Genomic DNA, 23,660 nt, shown 5'->3' on the forward strand with positions numbered 1-23,660 from the left:
GAACAGCGGGGCACCGCATCCGCCGTCACTGCTGGCGGAACGGCCGGGAACTCGGCCGGGAACTCAATTGGGAACCCCACCGGGAACTCCGCCGACGGCGGAGTTCCTGCGGGCGTTGCTGCCCGCCGCGGTGCAGGTCGTGGAGGTCACCGGGGACGTGGGCGAGCACGTCCCGGGCGCCGACGTGGACCTGACGCCGGTCGCCCGGGCCGGGCCGGGGCGCCGGGCGGAGTACCGCACCGGCCGCTGGTGCGCCCGGCAGGCGCTGGACCGGCTCGGCGTCCCCGGTGCGACGTCGGCGCCGTTGCCGCCCGGACCGCACCGGGCACCGTCCTGGCCCGACGGCGTCGTGGGCAGCATCACGCACTGCACCGGCTACCGGGCCGCGGCCGCGGCGTTCCGCACCGGTTTCCGCGCCCTCGGGATCGACGTCACGGCCGACCACGCACTGCCCCCACGGGTCCTGGACGTGCTGCTGGTGCCGGGGGAACGCGGTGCGCTGACCCGCGCCGCGGTCGAACTGCCCGGTCACCACGTCGACCGGATCCTGTTCAGCGCCAAGGAGTCCCTCGTCAAGGCCTGGTCCGGGCGGCCGGGTTTCCGGGGGTTCACGGGTTTCCGCGTCGAACTGGCCGACGGCGTGTTCACCGCGCACGCGCTGGGCACCCAGGAGGTCGTGCGCGGCCGGTGGGGGGTCGCCGGCGGTTTCCTCGCGACCTGCGTGGTGGTGCCCGCGACCGCCGGGCCGTCCCGCGATCGCTGAGGGTCGGCGGTCGGCGGCCGAACGAGGGCGCGGTCCCGGTGGCCCCGGCGGGGATCTGCCAGCGCGGTGGGCTGCTGCGGGCCCGCGACGTCTGGTCCGATGGCGAGGTGACGACCGGACCGGGAGACCGACCCGCTGCGACCGCCACCACCCCCACCACCAGCGCCGACAGCGGCACCACGAGGCACGTCGCGAGGCACGCCGCGAGGCCGGCCGCCTCCGGGCTGTTCGGCCGCAGCCTGCTGTTCACCGTGGTCGCCGCCGCGCAGCTGGTGACCGGGGCGCTGGTCTCACCGGTGCTCGCGCACGTGCTGGACGACCCGGCGCAGGTCGGGCTGCTGTCCGCCGCCATCGCGCTGCACCAGCTCCTCGTCGTGCTGGCCCTCGTCGGCACCGACCAGGCCGTGGTCCTGCAACGCGCCCAGGACGGGCACGACCGCGAGGTCCGGGCGCTGGCGGCGGCCGCCGTCGCCCTCACCCTGGGGGTGACGCTGCTGCTGTGGGGCACCGCCGTGTGGTGGTCGCCGCTGTTCGGGTTCCCCGACGGCACGGTCGCCCTGCCGGGTCTGGTCGGGGTGACGGTGTGGTGGACGGTGCCGTCCACCGCCGTGATGATCGCCCTGGGGCTGCTGCTGGCCGGTGACCGGCTGCGCGCCTACACCGTCGTCAGCGTGCTCGCGGCGATCGGCGGCCAGGTCGCGGGCCTGAGCGCCGTCCTCCTGTGGGGCGGCGGCGCGACCACCTACGCGTGGGGACTGCTGGGCGCCGACCTGCTCGCCGCCGTCGTCGGCTGGCGGCTGACCCGGCCGCGCTGGCGGGGGATGCTCAACCCGCGCGTCCTGGCCCCCGCCCTCGCCCTGGGCGCCCCGCTGATGGTGGGGCAGCTGTCGGTGTTCGTGCTGAACGCCGGCGACCGCGTCGTCATCCAGCGCCTGGCCGGGGCCGGTGAACTGGGCCGCTACCAGATCGCCTACACCGTGGGTTTCCTGGCCCTGCAGCTCATCAGCCTGGCCGGGGGTTCCTGGCTGCCGCGGTTCGCCCAGATCGCCGACCCCACCCGCCGCCGGCGGCTGATCGCCACCACCCGCGACCACGTCTACCGGTTGCTGACCCCGGTGCTGCTCGGCCTGACGCTGGCCGCGCCCGTGGTGCTCGTGGTGGCCGCCCCGCCCTCCTTCGCCCCGCGCGACCTGCTGGGCGTCGTCGTCCTGGTCGCGATCAGCGCCTACCCCGTCGCCGCCGCCACCGCGAGCAGCCGGGTCCTGGTCACCGAGCGCCGCACCCGGCCGCTGGCGGTCTGCACCGCGCTGGCGGCGGCGCTGAACATCGCGCTGAACCTGCTGCTGATCCCCGTCGCCGGGATCGCCGGCGCGGCCGGGGCCACCGCGATCGCCTACTCCGTGCAGGCCCTGGCGCAGCGGACGGCCGTCCGCGCCCGGCCCGGTGAGTGGCCCGGGACGCCACCGCGCGTCCTGGCCGAGGTCGCCGCGGTCGTCGTGCTCGTCCTGGCGATGGTGGCGCTGCCCGCCACCACGGCCTTCGACGCCGTCCGGTTCGGCCTCGCCGTGGCCTGCCTGCCGTGGTGCCTGGTCCGGCTGCGCCGGGCCAGGGCGGCCGTGTGAACGCCGCCCCGGCCCCTGCCCCGGGCCTGTGCCGGCCCGGGTCGGTTCACGCGGACTCGCGACCGGTCGAGGTCAGCACCGTGCCCGTGGGCGTCGTGCGGAACGTCGTCGTGCTCTGGCCCACGCCGCCGGCGGCGTGGGCCCGCCGGCTGCGCAGGTAGGCGGCCGGCCCCTTGAGCATCCCGCCCACCTCCAGCCTCACCAGGTGCGGGTCCTTGGGACGGACGGGGTAGGCCGGGGGCACGGCGTGCCGCGCCTGCGACCACTGCGCGGACCACCGGGTGAGGGCGCGGTGCGCGACCGCCCACCCTGCGACGGGGGTCCGCCGGACCAGCGCCAGCAGGTGCCGCGGGTCGTCGAGCACCAGGCACGTGAGCAGCGCCGTGAAACCCGTCCCGTTGCTCACCAGCTGCCGCTCGAGCTGGGCCCGCTCGCGCCGGTGGGTGTGGTGCACGAGCGCGGTCGGTTCGTAGCCGAGGACGCCGCCCCCGGTGAGCAGCCGCACGAACACGGCCAGGTCCTCGGCCCCGAGCGTGGGGGTGGCCGGCCCCAGCCGGAGGTCGAAACCGCCGACGGCGCGCAGGCGCTCGGTGCGGAAGGCCATGTTCGCCCCCGCCCCGTAGGCGCCGATCCCGTACACGGCGAAGGTCCGCACGCGCTCGCCGCCGGGGGCGCGGACGTCGACCAGTCCCCACCGGGGCCGGTCCCGGCGGCCGTGGGCGGGGTGCAGCGAGACCGGCGCGAAGGTGCGCGGACCGCTGAAACCGCCGTAGTACTCCTCGTACTGCTGCTGGGCGGGTGTGAGCAGTTCCGACGGCATGATCAGGCCGGTGACCGCGTCCTCCTCGGGGTGCTCGGCGAAGCGGCGCACCAGGGCCGACAGCCACCCGGGGTCCACCCTGACGTCGTCGTCGGTGAAGGCGATGACCTCGCCGCGCGCCACCCGCAGCCCCGCGTTGCGGGCGGCGGCGGTGCCGGGCCGCGGCTCGTGCAGCACGCGCACCTGCGGCAGGCCGCGCAGCAGCGCCGGGAGCGGGTCGTCGGCGGGCAGCTGCGGGCGGTTGTCGACGAGGATCACCTCGGTGGCCGGGTGGTCCAGCGCCACCAGGCTCTCCAGGCAGTGGCGCAGCTCCGTCACCCGGGACACGATCGAGGGCACCACGACGGTCGCCGTGGGGAGCCGCTGCGCGCGGACCACCGGCCGGGGTGTGTGCGAACGCCCGACGCCGGCCGACCGCACCGCCAGCGCGACCTGCTCGGCCGACACCGGCAGCCGGACCGTGACGGCCGCCAGGGGAACCCCTGCGACCCGGATCAGCACGTAGGCCCCGTCGTAGGGCTCGTCGTCGGGGCCGTGGGGGCCGGCCGCGTCGGGGGACGCGGCACGCACGGCCGCGACGACGGCGGCGGTGACCTGCGCGGGGTCGGCCGAGTCGCTCGTGGCCTCCAGCACCAGACGCGGGGCGAAGACGGGCTCCTCCTCCCGACTGCGTCCACGGCGGGTGCGGCGCACGGCCGTGGTGCCTGATCCGGTCACGGGGCATCCTCCTCGTGAGGCATCCTGGAAGTGCTGGGGAACTGCGCGGGATCGTCCGGCGGCGGACGTGGTCGTCCGGTTCTGCATGCTGCTCGACGGGCACCGGCGCCGGGGCGGCCGTGGACCGGACCGGCGCGATGCTGCCAGCGGGAGGCTGCATGCTGCCTGGGCACGGCGGGAACCGGGCCATCGTGGGTTTCGTCCGTGCTTGTGGGGACGAGTGCCACCACGCTGGCGCGATGGTCACCACGGACAGCGACACCACCACGGCCGCCGCCCCCGACCCCGCCCACGGGAACTCCCCGGACCGGACCTGCGCGAACTCGGCGCCCCGCAACCCGCAGGGCGTCCGCACGGGCGTCGTCGAGGACCGGTTCCCCCCGGACCACCCCTGGCCCCGGTCCTTCGCCGAACGGTTCGCCCAGGTCGCGCAGCGGTGCGGCGACGAACCCGCCCTGGCCACGGCCACCGACACCCTCAGCTACCGCGAGACGGCCGACCGCGTGGCCCGCACCGTGCGCGCCCTGACCGAACGGGTGGGCCGACCGCGCGCCGGGACGTCCGGGGGGCCGCCGACCACCGTGGGCGTGCTCATGGGCAGTTCGATCGACAGCCTCACGGCGCTGCTGGGCGTGGTGTGCTCCGGTCACCTCGCCGTCCCGCTGGACGGGCAGCTCCCGCTGGCCCGCCTGCAGGAGATCGCGGTGCTGGCCGACCTCGCGATCTGCCTGACCGACGGTTCACGCCCGGACCAGGCACGCGCCCTGCGCGAGGTGGTTCCCGAGGTCGTGACGACCGGGCGGTTCCTGGCGGAACCGCCGGCCCCCTGGAACGGGAACTCGAACGGGAACTCGAACGGGAACTCGGACGGGAACTCGAACGGGCACCTGAACGGGAACTCGCACGCGAACGCGAACGGGACGGTCCACCCCGACGGGGCGACCCGCCCGGCGGCCGTGCCCGGCGGCAGCGATCCGCTCGTGGCCGTGTTCACCTCCGGATCCACCGGATCCCCCAAGGGAGTGCTGCAGACCCACGACCTGCTGCTGGCGGGGGCCGCGACCTCGGGGACCCGGTTCGGGATCGGACGGGGCGGGAAGGTCGCCCTGGTGCTCACCCCGGCGTACGCGGCCGGCATGCAGACCCTGGCCGCCGCCGTGCTCAACGGTGCCTGCGTGTGGGCCCACGACCCGCGCGAGCACGGTGCGCGCGCCCTGGCCCAGGCGATGACGGTCCACGGCGTCACGCACGTGTACGCGACACCGCACCTGCTGCGCTCGCTCACGGCCACGCTGCCGGCCGAGGGCGGGTGGCCGACGCTGGAGGTCGTCATCACGGCGGGGGAGGCCGTCTTCGGGCGAGACGTCGCCGAACTCGCCCGGCACGTGCGGCCGGGCACGGTGTTCTGGAACTGGACCGGTTCCTCCGAGACCGGTGCCCTGGCGGGTTTCCCCGTCGTCTGCGGGGATCCCGTGCCCGACGGGGTCGTTCCCGCCGGGTTCCCCGAGCCCGGCAAGGAGATCCACGTCCTGCGGCCCGACTCCTCACCGGCGCCGGCCGGCGAACCGGGGGAGGTGTTCGTCGTCTCGGCCGAGCTGTCGGCCGGGTACTGGAACGACCCCGAGCGGACGGCCGAGCGGTTCGTGCGCGGCGCCGACGGGCGCACGACCTACCGGACGGGTGATCTGGGCCGCTACGACGACCAGGGACTCCTGCACCTCATGGGCCGCGTCGACGGTGCCGTGAAGGTGCGCGGGTACTTCGTCCACCTCACCGAGGTCGAGGCGGCGGTCCTGGCCTCGCCGTCGGTGGCCGAGACCGCCGTCGTCGCGGTCACCTCGGGCGGGACCAACCGCCTCGTGGCCTACGTCGCCCCGGCGCCGGAGGCGCCCGTCGAGTCACCGGCGGCGTTGCGCCGCAGGCTGCGCGAGCGTCTGCCGGAGTTCATGGTTCCCGCCGACGTGGTTCCGGTCGCGAGGTTGCCACGCAACCACCGCGGCAAGGTGGACCGTTCGGCTTTGCCGCCGGTCCCGCCGCGCGGAGGCGCCACCGCGCCCGACGGTGCCACCGAACTGGCCCTGGCGCGCATGTGGGCCGAACTGCTGGGACTGACCGGTTCCGACCCCGTCGGCCCCGACGACGACTTCCAGCAGCTGGGGGCCGACTCGCTGACCGTGGAGGAGATGCTCACCCGCGTCGAGCGGGACTTCGCGGTCACGCTGCTGGCCGCCGACCTGGTGAGCGCGCCCACGTTGCGCGAGTTCGCGCAGCGGATCGAATCGGGTTCGGCGTTGCCCCGGCACGCGACGGCGGTGGCGCTGAACTCCGCGACGGCCACCCCCGCGCTGTTCTGCTTCGCCGGGGGTGGGGCGCTGGCGACGTCGTTCGCGCCGCTGGCCGGTCTCGTCCGCGACCGCCGCGTCGTGGGTTTCCACGCGCGGGGACTGCAGGCCCGGGGCCTGCCGGACCGCAGCGTGCGGGCCGCGGCCCGCCGGCACCTGCGCGACCTGCGCCTGGTGCAACCGCGCGGGCCCTACGTCCTGGTCGGGCACTCCATGGGTGGCCTGGTCGCCCTGGAGGTCGCGCGGGAACTCACCGCCGCGCGCGAGGAGGTCGCGGCCGTCGTCCTGGTCGACACCTACCTGCCGCGCACGAAGGGACCGGCGCCGCAGCGCAACGGCGTGGCGGTCCGGCCACGCGACGCGGGGATCGAGCGGCCGCACGGTGGGTTGCTCGAGCGCGCCCGGTCGCTGGCCGGTCGCGTCCTGCCCGACGGGCTGCCGCCGCTGGCGCACGTGCCGCGCCGGGTGCGGGTCCGGCTGGCCGGTGTCGTCCCGTCCCGGCACGACCAGCTGCAGGTGTTCTACGACCACGGTCAGCTGCTCGCCCGGCGCCACCACGTCGAGCCCTACCCGGGCCGCGCCGTCTGCGTCCTGTTGCGGGACAACCCCGACGGCGAGCGGGCGTGGGAGAGCGTGCTGACGGGGAGCCGGCAGTTCGTGACCATCGACTGCGACCACAACTCGGTCCTGCGTGAACCCCACGTCGCGCGGCTGGCCGCCGTGGTGCAGGCCGAACTGGCCCGCGCGGGGGTGGTCGGCTGACGTCCTCGGGCAGGCGACTGCCAGGCGGACCAGGTTCCTGGGCGGTGCCCGGCGTGGAGACTGGTCCCGGAAGGCGTCGTCCCTTCGAGGAACTGCACGGCAAGCGACTCCACTCTTCCCCCCGTCTGGAGAAACGCATGGAACAGATCGATCACGACGTCCTCCCGGGACCGCGCATCAGCGTGGTGGTACCCACCTTCAACGAGGCCGAGAACCTGCCGCACGTCTTCGCCCTCCTGCCCGAGGTGCACGAGGTGATCGTCGTGGACGGCTGGAGCCAGGACGGCACGGTGGACGTGGCGCGCGAACTGCGGCCGGACGTCCGGATCGTGATGCAGAACCGCCGGGGGAAGGGGAACGCCCTGGCGTGCGGTTTCGCGCACGTGACCGGCGACGTCGTCGTGATGCTCGACGCCGACGGTTCGGCCGACCCCCGCGAGATCCCGAAGTTCGTGGAGGCGCTGACCAACGGTGCGCACTTCGCCAAGGGCAGCCGCTTCATGCCCGGTGGCGGCAGCGACGACATCACCTGGTTGCGTCGGCGCGGGAACCGTGCGCTGAACCAGCTGGCGAACGTGCTGTACGGAACGCGCTGGAGCGACCTGTGCTACGGCTACAACGCGTTCTGGACCGCCTGCCTGCCCGTCCTGCAGCTGGACCACCTGGGCGAGATCGCCGACGAGCGGCGCTGGGGTGACGGTTTCGAGATCGAGACCCTCATCAACGCCCGCGTCGCCAAGGCCCGGTTGTCCATCTGCGAGGTGCCCAGCTTCGAGTACCCGCGCCTGCACGGCCGCAGCAACCTCGACACCTTCCGCGACGGGATGCGGGTGCTGCGTGCCCTGGCCGTCGAACGGTGGGGCCGGCCCGGTCGCGGTGCCGCGGCCCCGACGGTGGAGGTCCCCCGCCAGGTCGAGACCAGCCGTCCCGAGGTGGCGGCCTCGCCGGACCACTTCGACGTGCGGTCCTGACCGCGGGGCGCTGCACGCCGCGGGGTCGCGGCAGGCCGGCCCCGGAGGTGACGGACGACGCGACGGGCGAGAGGGCCGGAACCCCGGTGGGTTCCGGCCCTGCGCACGTTCCGGCCCCCTGCGCGCCCGGGGTGCCGGCAGCAGGCTCAGGCGGCGAGGTCCTCCAGGTCGGGCACGACCGCCGCGGGGTCGGGCTGCGCGGCGATCTCGTCGGCCAGCCGGCGCGCCGCCCCCCGGTGGCGCTCGTCGCCCAGCAGCCGCGCGACGGCGTCGTGCACGGCGGCCGGGTTCAGGTGCTCGGGCAGCAGGTCCAGGCCGCACCCCTGCCGGCGCAGGGCGGCGCTGTTGGGGAACTGGTCGTGCGCCCGCTGCGGCAGGGCCAGCTGCGGCAGACCGGCGGCGGAGGCGCCCAGCAGCGTCCCGCTGCCGCCGTGGTGCACCACGACGTCCACCAGGTCGAACACGCGGGCGGCGGGCACGAACTCCTCCAGGTGCACACCCGGCGCCAGCGGCCCCAGGTCGGCGGGATCCACGTCGCCGCCGACAGCGGCCAGCACGTCGACGTCCAGGTCGGCCAGGCCGGCCAGCACGTCCCGCAGCACCGCCACCTCGCCGGCCGTGACGGTGCCCAGGGTCAGGTAGACCACGGGGCGGGTGCGCGGTTCCCGCAGCCACTGCGGCACCGGCTGGTCGTCCTCGGTCCAGGCGCTGGGCCGCACCGGCGCCGCGGGCAACGGCAGCGACGTCCCCTGCCGTCCCAGGGCGGCGGGCCAGACGTCCAGGTGCAGCTGCCCGAACACCTCCGGGCCCTCCGGGACCCGGTCGGCGCCGGCACCGCTGCGTCCCAGGGCGCTCAGCGACGCCGCGCAGGTCGCCTCCATCTGCGGCGGGGACCACGGGCCCACGCCGTGCCGGACGGCCGGCACCCCCGCGCGGGCCGCGGCCACCGCACCGCCCATCGCCAGCTCCTCGTAGACGACCAGGTCGGGCCGGGCGTCGTCGAGGACGTCGGACAGCTGCTCGTCGAGCGCGGCGGCCAGGACGTCGCCGAACATGGCCGCCGCCACCTGCCAGCGGTCGGGGGGCTCGAGCCGTCCCAGCCCCGGCCGTTCCCTCATCACCTGCCCCACGGCGGCGCCGATGTCGGCCTCCACCCGGTGCACCGTCCACCCGGCCGCGTCCAGCCGGGCGGCGGGTGCCCCACCGGTGGCCAGGGCGACGTCGTGGCCGGCCGAGCGCAGGGCCTCGGCCATCGGCATCACGGGGTAGACGTGCCCGAACGCGGGCAGGCTGCTGATGAGGACTCGCACGGTGCTCTCCTGGGGGGTCGGGTGCTCGGGTGGACACCCCGCCGTGCCTCAGCCGGCGGGGTCTGGGGCCCGCGGCCGCGCGCTGGAGTGCCGCGGCCGCGAGGAGGGGGAACGAGAGGGACGCGGCGTGCGCTGCCGCGAGGTCGTGACGTGCGCGCCTGAGCCGCGGCGGCCCGGAGCCAGGACGGCGAGGCAGGCGGCGGCCACCACCAGGACGCCGGAGGCGACGAGGAAGGCGTCGGCCAGACCGGCCGCGAAGGCGTCGGCCACCGCGACCCGCAGGGCCTCACCGGCTGCTCCCAGGGAGGCCGCGGTGCCCTGCGCCGGTCCGGCGCCGGACAGCGCCACCTCGGCCAGCGGCGGGGCGAGCCCGACCAGCGCCGGGTGCAGCTCGGTGCGGTAGGCCGCGAGCAGGACCCCGGACAGCACGGCGATGCCCAGCACGCCGCCGACCTCGCGGGCGATGTCGTTGACGGCGCTGGCCACCGACCGCCGGTCCTCGGGCAGCCCTTCGAGGATCAGCGTGGTCCCGGGGACCATCGAGGCCCCGAACCCCGCGCCGAACAGGACCAGGCTGACCAGCAGCGCCCACAGCCGCGGATCGGTCGCGGTCAGCCCCAGCCCCAGGAAGCCCGCGGCCATCAGGACCAGACCCAGGACGGCGGGCCAGCGCCGGCCGGCGCCGCGCGCCCCCAGCGCCGACCCCGCCCCGGTGCCGACCGTGGAGACCACGAGCACCAGCGCGGCCTGCAAGGGGGAGTAGCCCGGGACGATCTGCAGGTACTGCGGCAGCAGGGTGAACAGCCCCAGCGCCGTGGCGAACTGCACCCCCACCAGCAGGGTGCCCGTGGACAGCCCGCGGTTGACGAACAACCGCACGTCCAGCGCCGGTTCGCGCGCCGTCAGCTCCCGCAGCACGAAACCGGCGGCGGCGGCCAGCCCCGCGACCAGCGGCACCAGCACCCACGTCGAGCCCCAGCCGTGCAGCGGTGCCTCCAGGACGGCGAAGACGACGCCGCCCAGGGCCAGCACGGCCAGCACCGCCGCGGGGGCGTCCAGGGAGAGCCGGGGGTCGCGGTGCTGCGGCACGAGCGCCAGCACTCCGGGCACCAGCAGCACCGCCAGGACGCCGAAGAGCAGCTGCACGCTGCCCCACCAGAACGCCTCCAGCAGGAGCCCGGCGGCCAGCAGCCCGACGACGGCGCCGGCCGCGCTGACCGCGGACCAGACGCCGACGGCGAAACCGCGCCGCTGCGGGGGGTAGGCGGCCACCAGCGCCGACAGCGTCACCGGGAACACCGCGGCCGCTCCCACGCCGCTGACGGCGCGCAGGGCGATGAGCGTCTCGGGGGAGGTGGCGAAGGCCGCGCCCACGTTCCCCGCACCGAAGACGGTCAGGCCGGCGGCCAGCACCATCGGCCGGCCGAAGCGGTCCGCGGCGATGCCCGCGGGCAGCAGCAGCGCGGCGAAGAACAGCGCGTAGGCGTCGACGGCCCACGTCAGCTCCGTCTGTCCCGCCCGCAGGTCCGCGCCCAGCGCCGGCAGCGCCAGCGACAGCGAGGAGTTGCCGGCCATCACCAGGCACAGCGGGGTGCACAGCAGCACCAGCAGCGCCCGCAGACGCGCGGGTGTGGGCGCGGACCGCTCCGGCGGTGCGGGGTGCGGGACGGCTGGGCGGGTGGGGCTCCGGCGCTGCGCGCCGGCTCCAGGGCGGGTGGGGCTCGGGCGAGAGACCACGGGTCCTCCGGGGCCGGTCGGGTGTCCCGATCACCCTGCGCGAGGTCACCGGGGCGCGAGAACCGGTCGTGGCCCCGACGGTCAGTCCGCCGCCCGCCGCGTCACGTCCCTGCCCGTACCGGTCCCGGAACCGCCGGTTCGGGAGTGAACCGCCTTCCCGCGGTGCCGAACGCGGTCACCGGGCGAGGGCTCCCGGGCCGTCGGCGCCGCCGCGTGACCGACGGGTGCGACGACGCGGCCACCGCCGCCGCGCCCACCACGCCCCCACGGCCGGAGAACGCAGGAGCCCCGCACCGTCGGACGGTGCGGGGCTCTGCGGAACGTCGTGCGGACGGGTCAGCTCTCGCCGCCCGCGTTGCCGGAGCGGCCGGCGCGCACGTCGTGCAGCTGGTACTTCTCGATCGCCTGGCCCGGTGCGCGCCAGTCGACCTCACCGCGCTTGGCGAGCATCTCCAGGGCGCGGACCGCGACCGACGGGCCGTCGATGTGGAAGTACCGGCGGGCCGCGGCGCGGGTGTCGGACAGGCCGAACCCGTCGGCGCCGAGCGAGGCGAACTCACCCGGGACCCACTGCGCGATCTGGTCGGGCACCTGGCGCATCCAGTCGCTGACGGCCACGACCGGGCCGCTGGCGTCCTTCAGCTTCTGCGTCACGAACGGCACCCGGGACTCGTCGCCGGGGTTGAGGAACGCGTGCTCGTCGCAGGCCAGGCCGTCGCGGCGCAGCTCGTTCCAGCTCGTCACCGACCACACGTCGGCGACGACACCGAAGTCGTCCTTGAGCAGCTGCTGGGCCTCCAGCGCCCACGGCACCCCGACGCCCGAGGCGAGCAGCTGGGTCCGCGGACCGTCGCCCTCACCGGTCGAGATCCTGTGCATGCCGCGCAGGATGCCCTCGACGTCGACACCTTCGGGCTGCGCCGGCTGGACCATCGGCTCGTTGTAGACCGTCAGGTAGTAGATGACGTTCTCGGGGTCCTCGCCGTACATGCGGCGCAGACCGTCCTTGACGATGTGCCCCATCTCGTAGGCGTACGCCGGGTCGTAGGACACGACCGCCGGGTTCGTCGCCGCCAGCACCAGCGAGTGCCCGTCGCCGTGCTGCAGTCCCTCACCGGTGAGCGTGGTCCGGCCGGCGGTGGCGCCGATCATGAACCCGCGGGCCATCGTGTCGGCCGCGGCCCAGATGTTGTCGCCGGTGCGCTGGAACCCGAACATCGAGTAGAAGACGTAGATCGGGACCATCGGCTGGCCGTGCGTGGCGTACGACGACCCGGCCGCGGTGAAGGCCGCGATCGAGCCGCCCTCGTTGATGCCGACGTGCAGGATCTGCCCCTGCTCGGACTCCTTGTAGGCGAGCATCAGCTCGCGGTCCACGGAGGTGTACTGCTGCCCGTGCGGGTTGTAGATCTTGATCGTCGGGAACAACGAGTCCATGCCGAACGTGCGCGCCTCGTCGGGGATGATCGGCACGACCCGCGCGCCGAACTCCTTGTCCCGCATGAGGTCCTTGAGCAGCCGGACGAACGCCATGGTGGTGGCGATCTCCTGCTTGCCCGACCCCTTGGCCGCGATCTTGTACGCGTCGTCCGCCGGCAGGTGCAACGGCGCGTGCTGGACGCGGCGCTGCGGGACCGGCCCGCCGAGGTCGGCGCGGCGCTTGCGCAGGTACTGGATCGACTCGTCGCCGTCGCCGGGGTGGTAGTACGGCGGGCGGTAGGGGTCCTTCTCCAGCTGCTCGTCGGAGATCGGGATCCGCAGCGAGTCGCGCAGGAGCTTGAGGTCCTCGAGCGTGAGCTTCTTCATCTGGTGCGTGGCGTTGCGCCCCGCGAAGTGCGGGCCCAGGCCGTAGCCCTTGATGGTCTTGGCCAGGATCACCGTCGGCTGACCGGTGTGGTTCATCGCCGCCTGGTAGGCCGCGTAGACCTTGCGGTAGTCGTGGCCGCCGCGCTTGAGGTTCCAGATCTGCTCGTCGGACATGTCGTCGACGAGCTTCTTGGTGCGCGGGTCGCGGCCGAAGAAGTTCTCCCGCACGAACGCGCCGTTCTCGGCCTTGAACGTCTGGTAGTCCCCGTCGGGGGTGGCGTTCATGAGGTTCACCAGGGCGCCCTGGTGGTCGGCGGCGAGCAGGGTGTCCCACTCCCGGCCCCACAGGACCTTGATGACGTTCCACCCCGCACCGCGGAAGAACGCCTCGAGCTCCTGGACGATCTTGCCGTTGCCGCGGACCGGGCCGTCCAGGCGCTGCAGGTTGCAGTTCACGACGAAGGTGAGGTTGTCGAGTTCCTCGTAGGCCGCGAGCTGGGCGAAACCGCGCGATTCCGGCTCGTCCATCTCGCCGTCGCCGAGGAAGGCCCACACGTGCTGCTGGGAGGTGTCCTTGAACCCGCGGTTGTGCAGGTACTTGTTGAACTGCGCCTGGTAGATCGCGTTCGCCGGGCCCAGGCCCATCGAGACGGTCGGGAACTCCCAGAAGTCCGGCATGAGCCGGGGGTGGGGGTAGGACGACAACCCGTTCGGCGCCTTGGAGACCTCCTGGCGGAACCCGTCGAGCTGCTCGGTGCTCAGCCGGCCCTCCAGGAAGGCGCGGGCGTAGACGCCGGGGGAGGCGTGACCCTGGATGAAGACCTGGTCACCGCCGCCGGCGTGGTCCTTGCCGCGGAAGAAGTGGTTGAAGCCGACCTCGTACAGCGTGGCCGACGAGGCGTACGTCGAGATGTGACCGCCGACGCCGATGCCCGGCTGCTGGGCGCGGTGCACCATGACCGCGGCGTTCCAGCGGATCCAGGCGCGGTAGCGACGCTCGACCTCCTCGTCGCCGGGGAACCACGGCTCGCTCTCGGGGCCGATGGTGTTGATGTAGTCGGTCGCCGTGAGGCTGGGGACCCCGACCTGGCGTTCACGCGCGCGCTGCAGCAGCTGCAGCATCAGGTAGCGGGCCCGGTTCTGCCCGCGTTCGTCGACGACCCCGTCGAGGGAGGCCAGCCACTCGGCCGTCTCCTCCGGGTCGATGTCGGGCAGCTGCGAGGGCAGGCCGTTGAGGATGGGGCCCTTGCCGGCGGGGGCGTTGCCCGCTTCGTCGCGTCTGGCCACGGTGGTGGTCCTCCCGCTTGATCGAGGGTCCCGCGGTCCGGTCGGAAGCAGCGGGGGCCCAGCTCTTGATGGGATCAGGTTAGGACGGACGTCGTGGCCCGCCCCACCCCGGTCCCCGCTTCCCGCTCGCGCTCCGGCACGACCCGGTGCTCGCCCGCGTAGACGTTGGCCCGCGGCGGCCGGACGAACCCCAGCAGGGTCATGCCCGCCGCCCGGGCCAGCGAGACCGCCAGCGAGGAGGGCGCCGAGACCGCGACGAGCACGGGGACCCCGGCCATCGCGGCCTTCTGCACCAGCTCGAAGGAGGCCCGGCCGGAGACGACCAGGACGCTGTCGCGCAACGGCAGCGCCCCCTGGCGCAGCCCCCAGCCGACGACCTTGTCGACGGCGTTGTGCCGGCCGACGTCCTCGCGCAGGACGCGCAGCTGCCCCGCGGCGGAGAAGAGGCCGGCGGCGTGCAGGCCGCCGGTCTTGTCGAAGGTGGACTGCGCCTGGCGCAGCGCGTCGGGCAGCCCGGCCAGGACGGCCGCGTCCAGGCGCAGGTCGTCCCCCTCCAGCGGGGCGGGCACCCGCGCCAGGACGTCCTCGACGCTGGCCGATCCGCACACCCCGCACGCCGAGGTCGTGGTGAACGGCCGCGCCACCCGGTCCCCGGCCAGCCGGCTGCCGGGGCGCGCCGTGATCTGCAGCAGGTTGTAGGTCGGCTCGCCGTCGGGCCCCACGTCGGTGCAGTGCCGCATCGCCACGACGTCCCCGGCCTCGTGCAGCAGTCCCTCGGCGTGCAGGAAGCCCAGCGCCAGCTCGACGTCGTCCCCGGGGGTGCGCATCGTGACGGTCAGCTGCTCGCCGTCGACCTCCAGCTGCAGCGGTTCCTCGACGGCCAGGGTGTCGGCGCGCGCAGCCGCCGTCCCGGCGTCCAGGTCCAGGCGCAGCGTGCGCGTGCGGACGGTCACCCTTCCCACCACCCCACCCTCTCACCTCCGCGCCGCAGCGCTTCCCGGACGGCCCCGCGGAGGAACGCGTGGAGGACTCGTGAGGGTCGGACTGGCGCTTCGTCTTGCGCGCAGGAGGCCTTCTCCGCTCCACTAGGAGGTCACGACGATCAGCGTCCCCCACCGGGAGGGGGCCTCGAGGAAGGCAGGACATCAGGTGGGTGCGACCGCGGACCCTGCGGCCGATGTGGCGGCAGTGGCCAAGCTGGGCTTCAAGTCCGGACAACTGGTCCAGGAGTTCGGCTGGGACGAGCAGGTCGACGAGGACTTCCGGCAGGCCGTCGAGGCCATCGTCGGCAGCGAGTTGCTCGACGAGGACGCCGACGACGTCGCGGACGTCGTCCTGTGCTGGTACCGCGAAGGCGACGGTGACCTGGTCGACGCGCTCGTCGACGCCATCACCAACCTCGCCGACGGCGGCATCGTCTGGCTGCTGACGCCGAAGAAGGGCCGGGCCGGGCACGTCCAGGCCTCCGAGATCGACGAGGCGGCACCGACGGCCGGCCTGCACGCGACGAGCAGCGTCAGCGCGTGCGCCAACTGGGCCGGCACGCGGATGACGACGCCCAAGAACGGCCGCCGCTGAACCTGTCGGTCGGGGACGGCTTCCCCGTCCCCGACGCCGTCCTGCCCGACCAGCACGGGGATGGGGTGGCCCTGCGCGAGCTGTGGGAGCAGGGACCGGCGCTGCTGGTGCTGGTCCCTGCCGCCTTCTCGACGCACTGCACCGCCGAGCTGGGGGCCCTCGCCTTCGAGATCGACCGCTTCGACGCCGCGGGCGTGCAGCTGGCGGCCCTGTCGTGCGATCCCGTGCCGGCGTTGCGGGCGTGGGCCGACGACCGGATCTACCCGTTCCCGCTGCTCAGCGACTTCTGGCCGCACGGCCAGGTCGCGCGGGCGCTGGGGGCGTTCGACGCCGAGCGCGGGGTGGCGCAGCGCCTGTCCGTCCTGGTGCAGGACGGGCGGGTGCGGTGGCTGCTGCGCGGCGAGCACGGCGCCCCGCGCCCGCTCACGACGCACCTGGCGGCGCTGGACGGGCTGTGAGGGTGGGCCCGGCCGGTCTCGAACCGACGACACCCGCGGTGTAAACGCGGTGCTCTACCAACTGAGCTACAGGCCCTGGCCGGGGCCTGCGCAGGCCCGGCGGGACCACGGTAGCCGTTAGTGTCTGCCTCCGTGATCCCCGCGCCCCCCGACCCACAGGCCCCGCCGCCGTCGCTGCAGCAGGTCGTCGACGCGATCGAGGCGATGCACCCGCTGGAGTGGGCCCAGCCGTGGGACGCCGTCGGGCTCGTCGCGGGCGACCCGACCGCGCCGGTGCGCCGGATCCACTTCGCCGTCGACCCCGTCGAGGCGGTGGTCGAGGAGGCCGTCGCGGCGGGCGCGGACCTGCTGGTCACCCACCACCCGCTGCTGCTGCGGCCGGTGAACTCGGTGGCCGCCACCACCTTCAAGGGACGGGTGCTGCACCGCGCCATCCGCGCCGGACTGGCCATCTACGTCGCCCACACCAACGCCGACGCCGGGGCGCCCGGCGTCTCCGACGCCCTCGCCCGCGTCCTCGACCTCGACGACCTCGTCCCGCTGGACCCGCTGCCCGGCCGGCCCGACCTGGGGATCGGGCGGGTCGGCACCCTCGCCGCCCCCGAACGGCTGGCCGACTTCGCCGACCGCGTCGCCGGCGCGCTGCCCGACACCGAGCAGGGCGTGCGGGTGGCCGGTGACCTGGACGCCCCCGTGCAGCGGGTCGCCGTCTGCGGCGGGTCGGGCGACAGCCTGTTCGAGCAGGTGCGCGCCAGCGGCGCCGACGTCTACGTCACGGCCGACCTGCGCCACCACCCGGCCTCGGAGGCCCGCGAGCGCGCCGTCTTCGCCGAGCAGGGCCGCCCGTTCCTGGTCGACGTGGCCCACTGGGCCAGCGAGTGGCCCTGGTTGGCGGGCTGCGCCGACCGCCTGGTGGCCGCGCTCGCCGCCGACGGCCGTACCGTGGACGCCCACGTGTCCACCACGCGCACCGACCCCTGGACGTTGCGCGTCCCCAGCAGAGGAGAGTGACCGGCGGATGCCCAAGGCTCCGGCGATCGACCAGCAGCGCCTGCTGGACCTGCAGACCGTCGACACCCGGCTCGCGCAGCTCGCGCACCGCCGGGCGACGCTGCCCGAGCAGGCCGAGCTCGACGGTCTGGTCAAGGAGCGCCAGCGCTCCAACGACATCCTCATCGCCGCCCGCACCCTGGTCGGTGACGTCGAGCGCCAGGTCGCCAAGGCCGAGGCCGACGTCGCCCAGGTGCGCGAGCGCGCCGCCCGCAACACCCGGCGCCTGGAGGCCGGCACGGGGTCGGCCAAGGACCTGCAGGGGCTGCAGCACGAGCTGGAGTCCCTGGCCCGCCGCCAGAGCGTGCTGGAGGACGAGGAACTGGTGGTCATGGAGCGGCTGGAGCAGGTCCAGTTCGCCGCCGCCGAGCTCACCACGACCGACACCGAGCTGGCCGAGCAGATCGAGGACGTCACGGCCCGCCGGGACGCCGCGCTGGGCGAGATCGCCACCGAGGAGACGGCCGTCCTGGCCCGTCGGCAGGCCATCGTCATGGGCATCGACGACGCCCTGGTGAGCCTCTACGAGAAGGTCCGCGCACCCCGCGGCGGTGTCGGCGCGGCCCTGCTGCGCTCGCGGCGCTGCGGCGGGTGCCAGCTGGAGCTGAACGCCTCCGACCTCGGCGAGATCCGCAAGGCCGCCTCCGACGACGTGGTGTTCTGCGAGGAGTGCGGGCGGATCCTGGTCCGCACGGAGGAATCCGGCCTGTGAGCGAGGAGGGCCGCGTCGGCGGCTGGAGTGCTGGGACGCTCCGGCGGAGCCGTGTGCGGGCCGGCACGAAGCCGTCGACCCGGGCGGCCCGACCGGGTGAACGGTCGTCGCTGTGAGCAGGACCCTGCGGGTCGAGGCCGACGGCGGGTCCCGGGGCAACCCGGGCCCGGCGGGCTACGGCGCGGTCGTCAAGGACCCCGCCACGGGTGAGGTGCTGGCCGAGGTCGCCGAGTCGATCGGCCGGGCCACCAACAACGTCGCCGAGTACCGCGGGCTCATCGCCGGGCTGCGGGCCGCGGCCTCGATCGACCCCGGCGCGCGCGTGGAGGTCCGGATGGACTCCAAGCTCGTCGTCGAGCAGATGTCGGGGCGCTGGCAGGTCAAGCACGCCGACATGCGCAAGCTCGCCGAGGAGGCGCGCGCCCTGGCCGGTTCCCACGTGGACTACGGCTGGATCCCGCGTGCGCAGAACTCGCACGCCGACCGGCTGGCGAACGAGGCCATGGACGCCGCGGCCGCGGGCCGGCAGTGGCAGCGCGTCACCGGCCCGGAGGTCTCCGGAACGCAGACCGCTGCGGCGCCAGCCGATCCGGACGCCCCGCCGACCGTCGTGGTGCTCGTCCGGCACGCCTCGACGGCCCTGACCGAGCAGCGCCGGGTCTCGGGCCGCTACGGCGAGGACCCCGGGCTGTCCGAGCGCGGCCAGGCCGAGGCGCGGGAGGCCGCGGCCTGCCGCGACGTGCGGGGCGCCGACGTGGTCATCAGCTCCACCATGCGCCGGTCCCAGCAGACCGCCCGGGTCATCGCCGAGGCCCTGGGCGTCGAGGTGCTCACCGACCCGCAGTGGGACGAGACCGACTTCGGCGACTGGGACGGCCTGACGGCCGGGGAGGTCGTCAAGCGCTGGCCCGCCGAGTTCGCGGCCTGGAACGAGTCCGGCACCGCGGCCCCGCCCGGCGGGGAGTCGCTGCGCACGGTGGAGGAGCGGGTCCTGGCCGCCCGCGACGCGCTGCTGAGGCGCTGGGCGGGCAAGCGCGTCGTCCTGGTCACCCACGGCGACCCGCTGCGCGTCCTGCTGCGCTCGGTGCTCGGCGCCGGGCCGGCGCTGCAGCGCCGCATCCACGTCGACCCCGGATCGCGGACGCTGCTGCGCTACCGGGCCGACGGGACGTCGGAGGTGCTGGCGGTCAACCGCGTCTGACGGTGCCGCCCGCCCCCGGCGGCGCCGGGGGCGTCGAGCCGGCTGGGCCACCAGACCCGGTGGCCCAGCAGGGCGAACAGCGCCGGGACCAGCAGCGTCCGCACGAGCAGGGTGTCCAGCAGCACGCCGATGCCGACGACGACGCCGATCTGGGTCAGCACGATGAGGGGCAGGACCCCCAGCACCGCGAAGACGGCCGCCAGCAGGATCCCGGCGCTGGTGATGACCCCGCCGGTGACGGCCAGGCCCACCCGGGTGGCCTCCCGCGTTCCCCGGGCCGGGGTCTCCTCCCGGATCCGGGTGACGAGGAAGATGTTGTAGTCCACGCCGAGGGCGACCAGGAACAGCAGCGACAGCAGCGGCACCTGGTTGTCCAGCGCCGGGATCCCGGCCAGCCCGAACAGCACGTCCGCCGCGCCGAGGGCCGCCAGGTAGGTCGCCAGGACGGTGGCGACGAGCAGCACCGGGGCGAGGAGCGAGCGCAGCAGGACGACCAGCACCACGAGCACGACGACCACGACGAGCGGCGCGACGACGAGCAGGTCGCGGACGGTGGCGGCGCGGGTGTCCAGGGCCTGCGCCTCGGTGCCCCCGACGAGCGCCTGGTCGTCGACCGCGTGGACGGCCTCGCGCAGCGCCTGCACCGTCTCCCGGCTCGCGGCCGACCCGGGGGTGGCCTCGAGGGTGGCGAGCAGTTCGGTGGTCCCGCCGGCGCTGCGCCCGGGCCGCACGGAGCCGACGCCCTCGACGCCGCCGGCCGCCGCGAGCACGGGCTCCGGATCACCCGTGACGAGGATCTGGGCGGGTTCGGCGGCGGTGCCGGGGAAGTGCTCGGACAGGGTCCGCGAGCCCTCCACGGATTCGGCGGAGACCCGGAACTGCTCGGTCTGGGACAACCCCAGCCGGGCGCCGAGCAGGCCGGTGCCCAGGACGGCCAGCAGCAGCACGGAGCCCACGACGACGCGGCCGGGGCGGGCCAGCACGACCCCGCCGATGCGCGCCCACACTCCCGTCCGGGTCGTGTCGGGCGAGCCGACGGTGGGCACGAACGGCCAGAACAGCCTGCGGCCGCAGACGACCAGGGCGCTGGGCAGCACGAACAGCCCGGCCACCAGGGCCACGACGATGCCGATGGCCGCGTCCCGGCCGATGGTCCGGTCGTTCGGCAGCACCGCGGCCTGCAGCGTCAGCAGCGCCAGGACGACGGTCGTGGCGCTGGCGGCGACGGCCGGTCCGGCGCCCTTCAGCGCGGCCCGCATGGCCAGGCGGCGGTCGGGTTCGCGGCGCAGTTCCTCGCGGTAGCGGGCGATGAGCAGCAGCGCGTAGTCGGTGCCGGCGCCGAAGACCAGCACGCTCGTGATGCCCGTCGCGGAGGGGTCGACGGGGGTGTCGGTGAGCCGGCCGACGGCCTCCAGCAGCCGGGTCGTGACCTGGTCGGCCACGCCCACGACGGCCAGCGGGACCAGCCACAGCACGGGGGAGCGGTAGGTCACGATCAGCAGCAGCGCGACGACCGACGCCGTCACCAGGAGCAGCCGGGTGTTGGCGCCGGAGAAGGAGTCGGCGATGTCGACGCTGAACGCCGGGCCGCCGGTCACCTCGACCGTCAGGCCCTCGGGCAGGTCGGCCCGGGCCCGTTCCCGCACGTCGGCGACGGTGGCGGCGAGGTCGTCGCGGGGCACGTCGACGTCCACGGTGACCGGGACGAGGGCCGCCCGGGCGTCCTGGCTGGGGACCGGGGTGCCCAGCGTCGCCGCGGCCTGCAGGTCCTGCGGGGTGAGGGCCCCTTCCCGGGAGTAGACGACGAGCAGCGTGCCCCGGCCGTCGTCGGGGAGCGCGTCGGCGAGTCCGGCGGCGCGGACCGACTCCGCGGAGGCCGGGGGCAGGCCGGTCGCCCCGCTGCCCTCGGGGGCCTGGCCACCCAGGACGTTGACGCCGCCGGCGAGCAGCACCGCCACGAGCAGGACGATCCACGCCGACACCCGGCCGGTCAGAACCTTCACGACAACCTCATTCGCTTGACCTCTCAGTGACTGAGATGTCTAGCGCGGAAAGGGTAGGGTGGCAACCCGATGACCATGTACCGATCGCGGGCGAACCCCCGCGCCCGCCGCGAGCAGGAGATCGTCGACGAGCTGCGCGACCTCGTCGCCACCTCCGAGCGCATCGCGCACGCCTTCGCCCACCGCAACGGCCTGCACCCCACCGACCTGCAGGCGCTCATCCACGTCATGCGCCGCGAGGTCGCCGACGACCCGCTGACGGCCGGTGAGCTCGCGGGGCTGCTGAACCTCACGACCGGCGCGGCGACCGGGGTCGTCGACCGCCTCGAACGGCACGGCCACCTGCGCCGCGACCGCAGCGAGACCGACCGCCGCAAGGTCTTCCTGCGCTACGGCGACCCCGGCCAGGAGCTGGCCGCCGAGTTCTTCGGCCCGCTCGGGCGGCGCAGTTCGGCCGTCCTGGAGCAGTTCGACGACGCCGAGCTCGAGACCGTGCACCGGTTCCTGTCGGCGATGGGGCGGGCCTTCGCCGAGCACCACGCCGAGTTGTGAGCCGCGCGGCGGACCGGCCGGTCAGCTCGTGAGCTGCAGGGCGGCCGTGGCGGCCGGGACGCAGACCGCGACCCCGACGAGGCCGAGCAGCGCGAACCGGGGCATCGAGATCCGCACCCCCCGCGCACGGCAGCGGTCCAGCCACAGCAGCGTCGCCAGCGAGGCCCACGGGGTCACCAGGGGGCCGAGGTTCACCCCGACGAGCACCGCGACGAGCCGGGCGGCGCTGCCGGCGAGGGGTTCGACGGCGAGGTAGGCGGGCAGGTTGTCGGCGACGTTCGCCGTCAGCGCCGCCGTCCCGGCCAGCTGCAGGTGGTCGGCGAAACCCTCACCGCCGCCGGCCAGCGGCCGCAGCAGGTCCTCCAGCCCGTGCACCTGGGCGGCCTGCACCACCAGGAACAACCCCCCGACCAGGACGACGGTGCGCCAGGGCAGCAGAGCCGGCCGCAGCACCTCCCGGCGGCGCAGCGCGAACACGACGACGAGCACGACGGCGGCCACGGTGGCCGGGACGACGGGTTCCACGCCGCTGACGAACGCCGGCGCGAGCAGGCAGCACACCACGACCGAGGTCCGGAACAGCACCGGGTCGCGCGGTGGGGCGGGCGGAGGCGGATCGTAGGTTCCCCGCAACTGCCGCCGGTGGGCCAGGCCCAGCACGAGCACCGCGCCCACCAGGCCGGCCAGGAACGGGGCCCAGGTCAGCCCGGCGAAACCCGCGGTCCCGCCGACCCCGAGGCCGCGCAGGGTGTCCAGGGCGATGAGGTTGGTGAGGTTGCTGACCGGCAGCAGCAGCGAGGTCGTGTTCGCCAGCCACACCGTCGTCAGCGCGAACGGCAGCGGGTCCAGCCGCAGCTGGGCCGCCAGCGCCAGCACCACGGGGGTGAGCAGCACGGCCGTGGTGTCCAGCGACAGCACGACCGTGGCGAGCGTTCCGAGCGCGACGACCAGCAGCCACAGCACCCAGGTCCGGCCCCGGCCGATGCGTGCGGCCAGCCGCGCGGCCGCGTCGAAGACCCCCGCGGCGTCGGCCAGTTCGGCCACGACCGTCACGGCCAGCAGGAAACCCAGGACCGGGCCGGCGCGGCCGGCGACCTGCGCGACGTCGTCCCCGCTCAGCAGGCCGGTGACGACGGCGAGGGCCCCGGCGATCCCGCACACCCACCACACGTCAGGGCGCCTGGACCTGCAGGGTCCACGACCCGCCGCGCCGGGCCGGTTCCAGCAGCTCGGCGTCGAACGCCTCGCCGACGGCGTCGTGCAGCGCGCCCGGCGTGCGCGGGGCCCTGCCGGCGCGGGTCAGCAGGTGCCGGGCGACCAGCCCGCGGGTGTGCTTGGCGGCGTGCGAGACGACCTTCCCGCCGGACAGGACGCGGACGGCGACCGTGCGGGCCGCGGTGTCGGCGTCGGGCACCCAGGCCGCCGCGTACGCGGCCGACCGGCAGTCCACGACGACCCCCTCGGGCCGCAGGACCTCGGTCAGCTGCGGCCGCCAGAACGAGGCCAGCGACCCGATGCCCGGCAGGTCGGTGCCCATCGACAACCGGTACCCCGGCACGCGGTCGCGCGGCTGCAGGACGCCCCACAGCGCGGAGAACACCAGCACGCGGCGGGCCGCCGCGGCCGGGACCGAGGACAGGTCCAGGGCGTCGTAGAGGACACCGGTGTAGATCCGGGCCGCCGTGGCGGTGGGGCGGCTGCGCAGCGTCGTGTTGGCCGCGACGACGTCGGCCAGGCTCGCCCCGGCCCCCAGGACCGTGGCGGCGTCCGGCCGCGCGGAGACCGTGACGAGCGCGTCGAGCACCTGCTCGCGGGCGGTGGTCAGTTCCGGGTGGGACAGGGCGCCGGGACGGACCGGGGTGCCGCGACGCGGGCCGGTCCACTTGGTCTCCGACGGGGGGAGCAGCACGAGCACGAGGGACGAGCCTACGTGCCCGACGGCCTCGCCCGGTGCCCTAGTCTGGTGCAC

Annotated in this window: 18 protein-coding genes and 1 tRNA gene; 10 read left to right on the forward strand and 9 right to left on the reverse strand. The window is 75.1% G+C overall.

Annotated elements, in window-relative coordinates:
- Positions 1 to 67: 67 nt before the first annotated feature.
- Together ACRYR2_RS18390 and ACRYR2_RS18395 are read left to right on the forward strand one after the other, a co-directional pair.
- The gene (locus ACRYR2_RS18390; RefSeq protein ID WP_432564345.1) at positions 68 to 763 is read left to right on the forward strand and encodes a 4'-phosphopantetheinyl transferase family protein; all 696 of its coding nucleotides are present in this window, start codon (positions 68 to 70) and stop codon (positions 761 to 763) included.
- A gap of 38 nt (positions 764 to 801) precedes the next feature.
- A complete protein-coding gene (locus tag ACRYR2_RS18395; protein WP_432564346.1) occupies positions 802 to 2,385 on the forward strand; it encodes a lipopolysaccharide biosynthesis protein in 1,584 nt (527 codons plus the stop codon).
- Positions 2,386 to 2,431: 46 nt separating this feature from the next.
- Here the strand turns inward: ACRYR2_RS18395 and ACRYR2_RS18400 are convergent, their stop codons facing one another.
- A complete protein-coding gene (locus ACRYR2_RS18400; protein WP_432564347.1) occupies positions 2,432 to 3,922 on the reverse strand; it encodes a glycosyltransferase family 2 protein in 1,491 nt (496 codons plus the stop codon).
- Between the two features lie 239 nt (positions 3,923 to 4,161).
- On the opposite strand from ACRYR2_RS18400, the gene ACRYR2_RS18405 reads away from it, so the two are divergent.
- Positions 4,162 to 7,026 (forward strand): non-ribosomal peptide synthetase, encoded by a 2,865-nt coding sequence (locus tag ACRYR2_RS18405; RefSeq protein ID WP_432564348.1) that lies wholly within the window; start codon positions 4,162 to 4,164, stop codon positions 7,024 to 7,026.
- A gap of 137 nt (positions 7,027 to 7,163) precedes the next feature.
- A complete protein-coding gene (locus ACRYR2_RS18410) occupies positions 7,164 to 7,997 on the forward strand; it encodes a glycosyltransferase family 2 protein (protein WP_432564349.1) in 834 nt (277 codons plus the stop codon).
- Between the two features lie 146 nt (positions 7,998 to 8,143).
- Here ACRYR2_RS18410 and ACRYR2_RS18415 read toward each other — a convergent pair whose 3' ends face one another.
- The 4 genes from ACRYR2_RS18415 to fdhD all read right to left on the reverse strand — a co-directional run bounded on the left by ACRYR2_RS18415 (position 8,144) and on the right by fdhD (position 15,099).
- Positions 8,144 to 9,307, reverse strand: coding sequence for a glycosyltransferase (locus ACRYR2_RS18415; RefSeq protein WP_432564350.1), 1,164 nt, complete (start codon positions 9,305 to 9,307; stop codon positions 8,144 to 8,146).
- A gap of 48 nt (positions 9,308 to 9,355) precedes the next feature.
- Entirely contained in the window at positions 9,356 to 11,044 is a 1,689-nt protein-coding gene (locus tag ACRYR2_RS18420) for an MFS transporter (protein WP_432564351.1), read from the reverse strand.
- Positions 11,045 to 11,380: 336 nt separating this feature from the next.
- Positions 11,381 to 14,137 (reverse strand): pyruvate dehydrogenase (acetyl-transferring), homodimeric type, encoded by a 2,757-nt coding sequence (gene aceE, locus ACRYR2_RS18425; RefSeq protein WP_432564352.1) that lies wholly within the window; start codon positions 14,135 to 14,137, stop codon positions 11,381 to 11,383.
- A 74-nt stretch (positions 14,138 to 14,211) separates the two neighbouring features.
- Positions 14,212 to 15,099 (reverse strand): formate dehydrogenase accessory sulfurtransferase FdhD, encoded by an 888-nt coding sequence (gene fdhD, locus ACRYR2_RS18430; protein WP_432564353.1) that lies wholly within the window; start codon positions 15,097 to 15,099, stop codon positions 14,212 to 14,214.
- Between the two features lie 187 nt (positions 15,100 to 15,286).
- Between fdhD and ACRYR2_RS18435 the strand changes: the two genes are divergently transcribed.
- Positions 15,287 to 15,715, forward strand: a complete 429-nt coding sequence (locus ACRYR2_RS18435; RefSeq protein WP_432564354.1) for a DUF3052 domain-containing protein — start codon at positions 15,287 to 15,289, stop codon at positions 15,713 to 15,715.
- Positions 15,661 to 16,173, forward strand: coding sequence for a redoxin domain-containing protein (locus ACRYR2_RS18440; protein WP_432564355.1), 513 nt, complete (start codon positions 15,661 to 15,663; stop codon positions 16,171 to 16,173). The genes ACRYR2_RS18435 and ACRYR2_RS18440 overlap by 55 nt, the downstream gene beginning before the upstream one ends.
- A gap of 3 nt (positions 16,174 to 16,176) precedes the next feature.
- Here ACRYR2_RS18440 and ACRYR2_RS18445 read toward each other — a convergent pair.
- A tRNA-Val gene (locus ACRYR2_RS18445) sits at positions 16,177 to 16,249 on the reverse strand.
- A gap of 56 nt (positions 16,250 to 16,305) precedes the next feature.
- Here ACRYR2_RS18445 and ACRYR2_RS18450 point away from each other — a divergent pair.
- The 3 genes from ACRYR2_RS18450 (at position 16,306) to ACRYR2_RS18460 (ending at position 19,136) form a co-directional block, all read left to right on the forward strand.
- Complete coding sequence (locus ACRYR2_RS18450; protein WP_432564356.1) at positions 16,306 to 17,184, forward strand: Nif3-like dinuclear metal center hexameric protein; 879 nt, start codon at positions 16,306 to 16,308, stop codon at positions 17,182 to 17,184.
- 7 nt (positions 17,185 to 17,191) lie between these two features.
- Positions 17,192 to 17,935, forward strand: a complete 744-nt coding sequence (locus ACRYR2_RS18455; protein ID WP_432564357.1) for a zinc ribbon domain-containing protein — start codon at positions 17,192 to 17,194, stop codon at positions 17,933 to 17,935.
- A gap of 112 nt (positions 17,936 to 18,047) precedes the next feature.
- The gene (locus ACRYR2_RS18460; protein ID WP_432564358.1) at positions 18,048 to 19,136 is read left to right on the forward strand and encodes a bifunctional RNase H/acid phosphatase; all 1,089 of its coding nucleotides are present in this window, start codon (positions 18,048 to 18,050) and stop codon (positions 19,134 to 19,136) included.
- Here ACRYR2_RS18460 and ACRYR2_RS18465 read toward each other — a convergent pair.
- A complete protein-coding gene (locus ACRYR2_RS18465) occupies positions 19,088 to 21,139 on the reverse strand; it encodes an MMPL family transporter (RefSeq protein ID WP_432564359.1) in 2,052 nt (683 codons plus the stop codon). The genes ACRYR2_RS18460 and ACRYR2_RS18465 overlap by 49 nt on opposite strands.
- A 69-nt stretch (positions 21,140 to 21,208) precedes the next feature.
- Between ACRYR2_RS18465 and ACRYR2_RS18470 the strand changes: the two genes are divergently transcribed.
- Positions 21,209 to 21,691: a MarR family winged helix-turn-helix transcriptional regulator gene (locus ACRYR2_RS18470; RefSeq protein ID WP_432564360.1), complete on the forward strand. Its 483-nt coding sequence runs from the start codon at positions 21,209 to 21,211 to the stop codon at positions 21,689 to 21,691.
- A 21-nt stretch (positions 21,692 to 21,712) separates the two neighbouring features.
- Here ACRYR2_RS18470 and ACRYR2_RS18475 read toward each other — a convergent pair whose 3' ends face one another.
- Together ACRYR2_RS18475 and ACRYR2_RS18480 are read right to left on the reverse strand one after the other, a co-directional pair.
- Entirely contained in the window at positions 21,713 to 22,852 is a 1,140-nt protein-coding gene (locus ACRYR2_RS18475; RefSeq protein WP_432564361.1) for an SLC13 family permease, read from the reverse strand.
- A 10-nt stretch (positions 22,853 to 22,862) separates the two neighbouring features.
- Positions 22,863 to 23,606 carry a YaaA family protein gene (locus ACRYR2_RS18480; RefSeq protein WP_432564362.1) on the reverse strand — a complete coding sequence of 248 codons (744 nt, stop codon included), beginning with the start codon at positions 23,604 to 23,606 and terminating at the stop codon, positions 22,863 to 22,865.
- Between the last annotated feature and the right edge of the window lie 54 nt (positions 23,607 to 23,660).

It is taken from the genome of Kineococcus deserti (assembly GCF_050871945.1).
In the GTDB taxonomy this organism is placed as follows: Bacteria; Actinomycetota; Actinomycetes; order Actinomycetales; family Kineococcaceae; genus Kineococcus.

What these genes read in the sequence shown, in the direction of transcription:
- ACRYR2_RS18470 (WP_432564360.1), top strand. Translation starts at nt 21,209, where the DNA reads ATGACCATGTACCGATCGCGGGCGAACCCCCGCGCCCGCCGCGAGCAG.
- ACRYR2_RS18455 (WP_432564357.1), top strand. Translation starts at nt 17,192, where the DNA reads ATGCCCAAGGCTCCGGCGATCGACCAGCAGCGCCTGCTGGACCTGCAG.
- ACRYR2_RS18410 (WP_432564349.1), top strand. Translation starts at nt 7,164, where the DNA reads ATGGAACAGATCGATCACGACGTCCTCCCGGGACCGCGCATCAGCGTG.
- ACRYR2_RS18405 (WP_432564348.1), top strand. Translation starts at nt 4,162, where the DNA reads ATGGTCACCACGGACAGCGACACCACCACGGCCGCCGCCCCCGACCCC.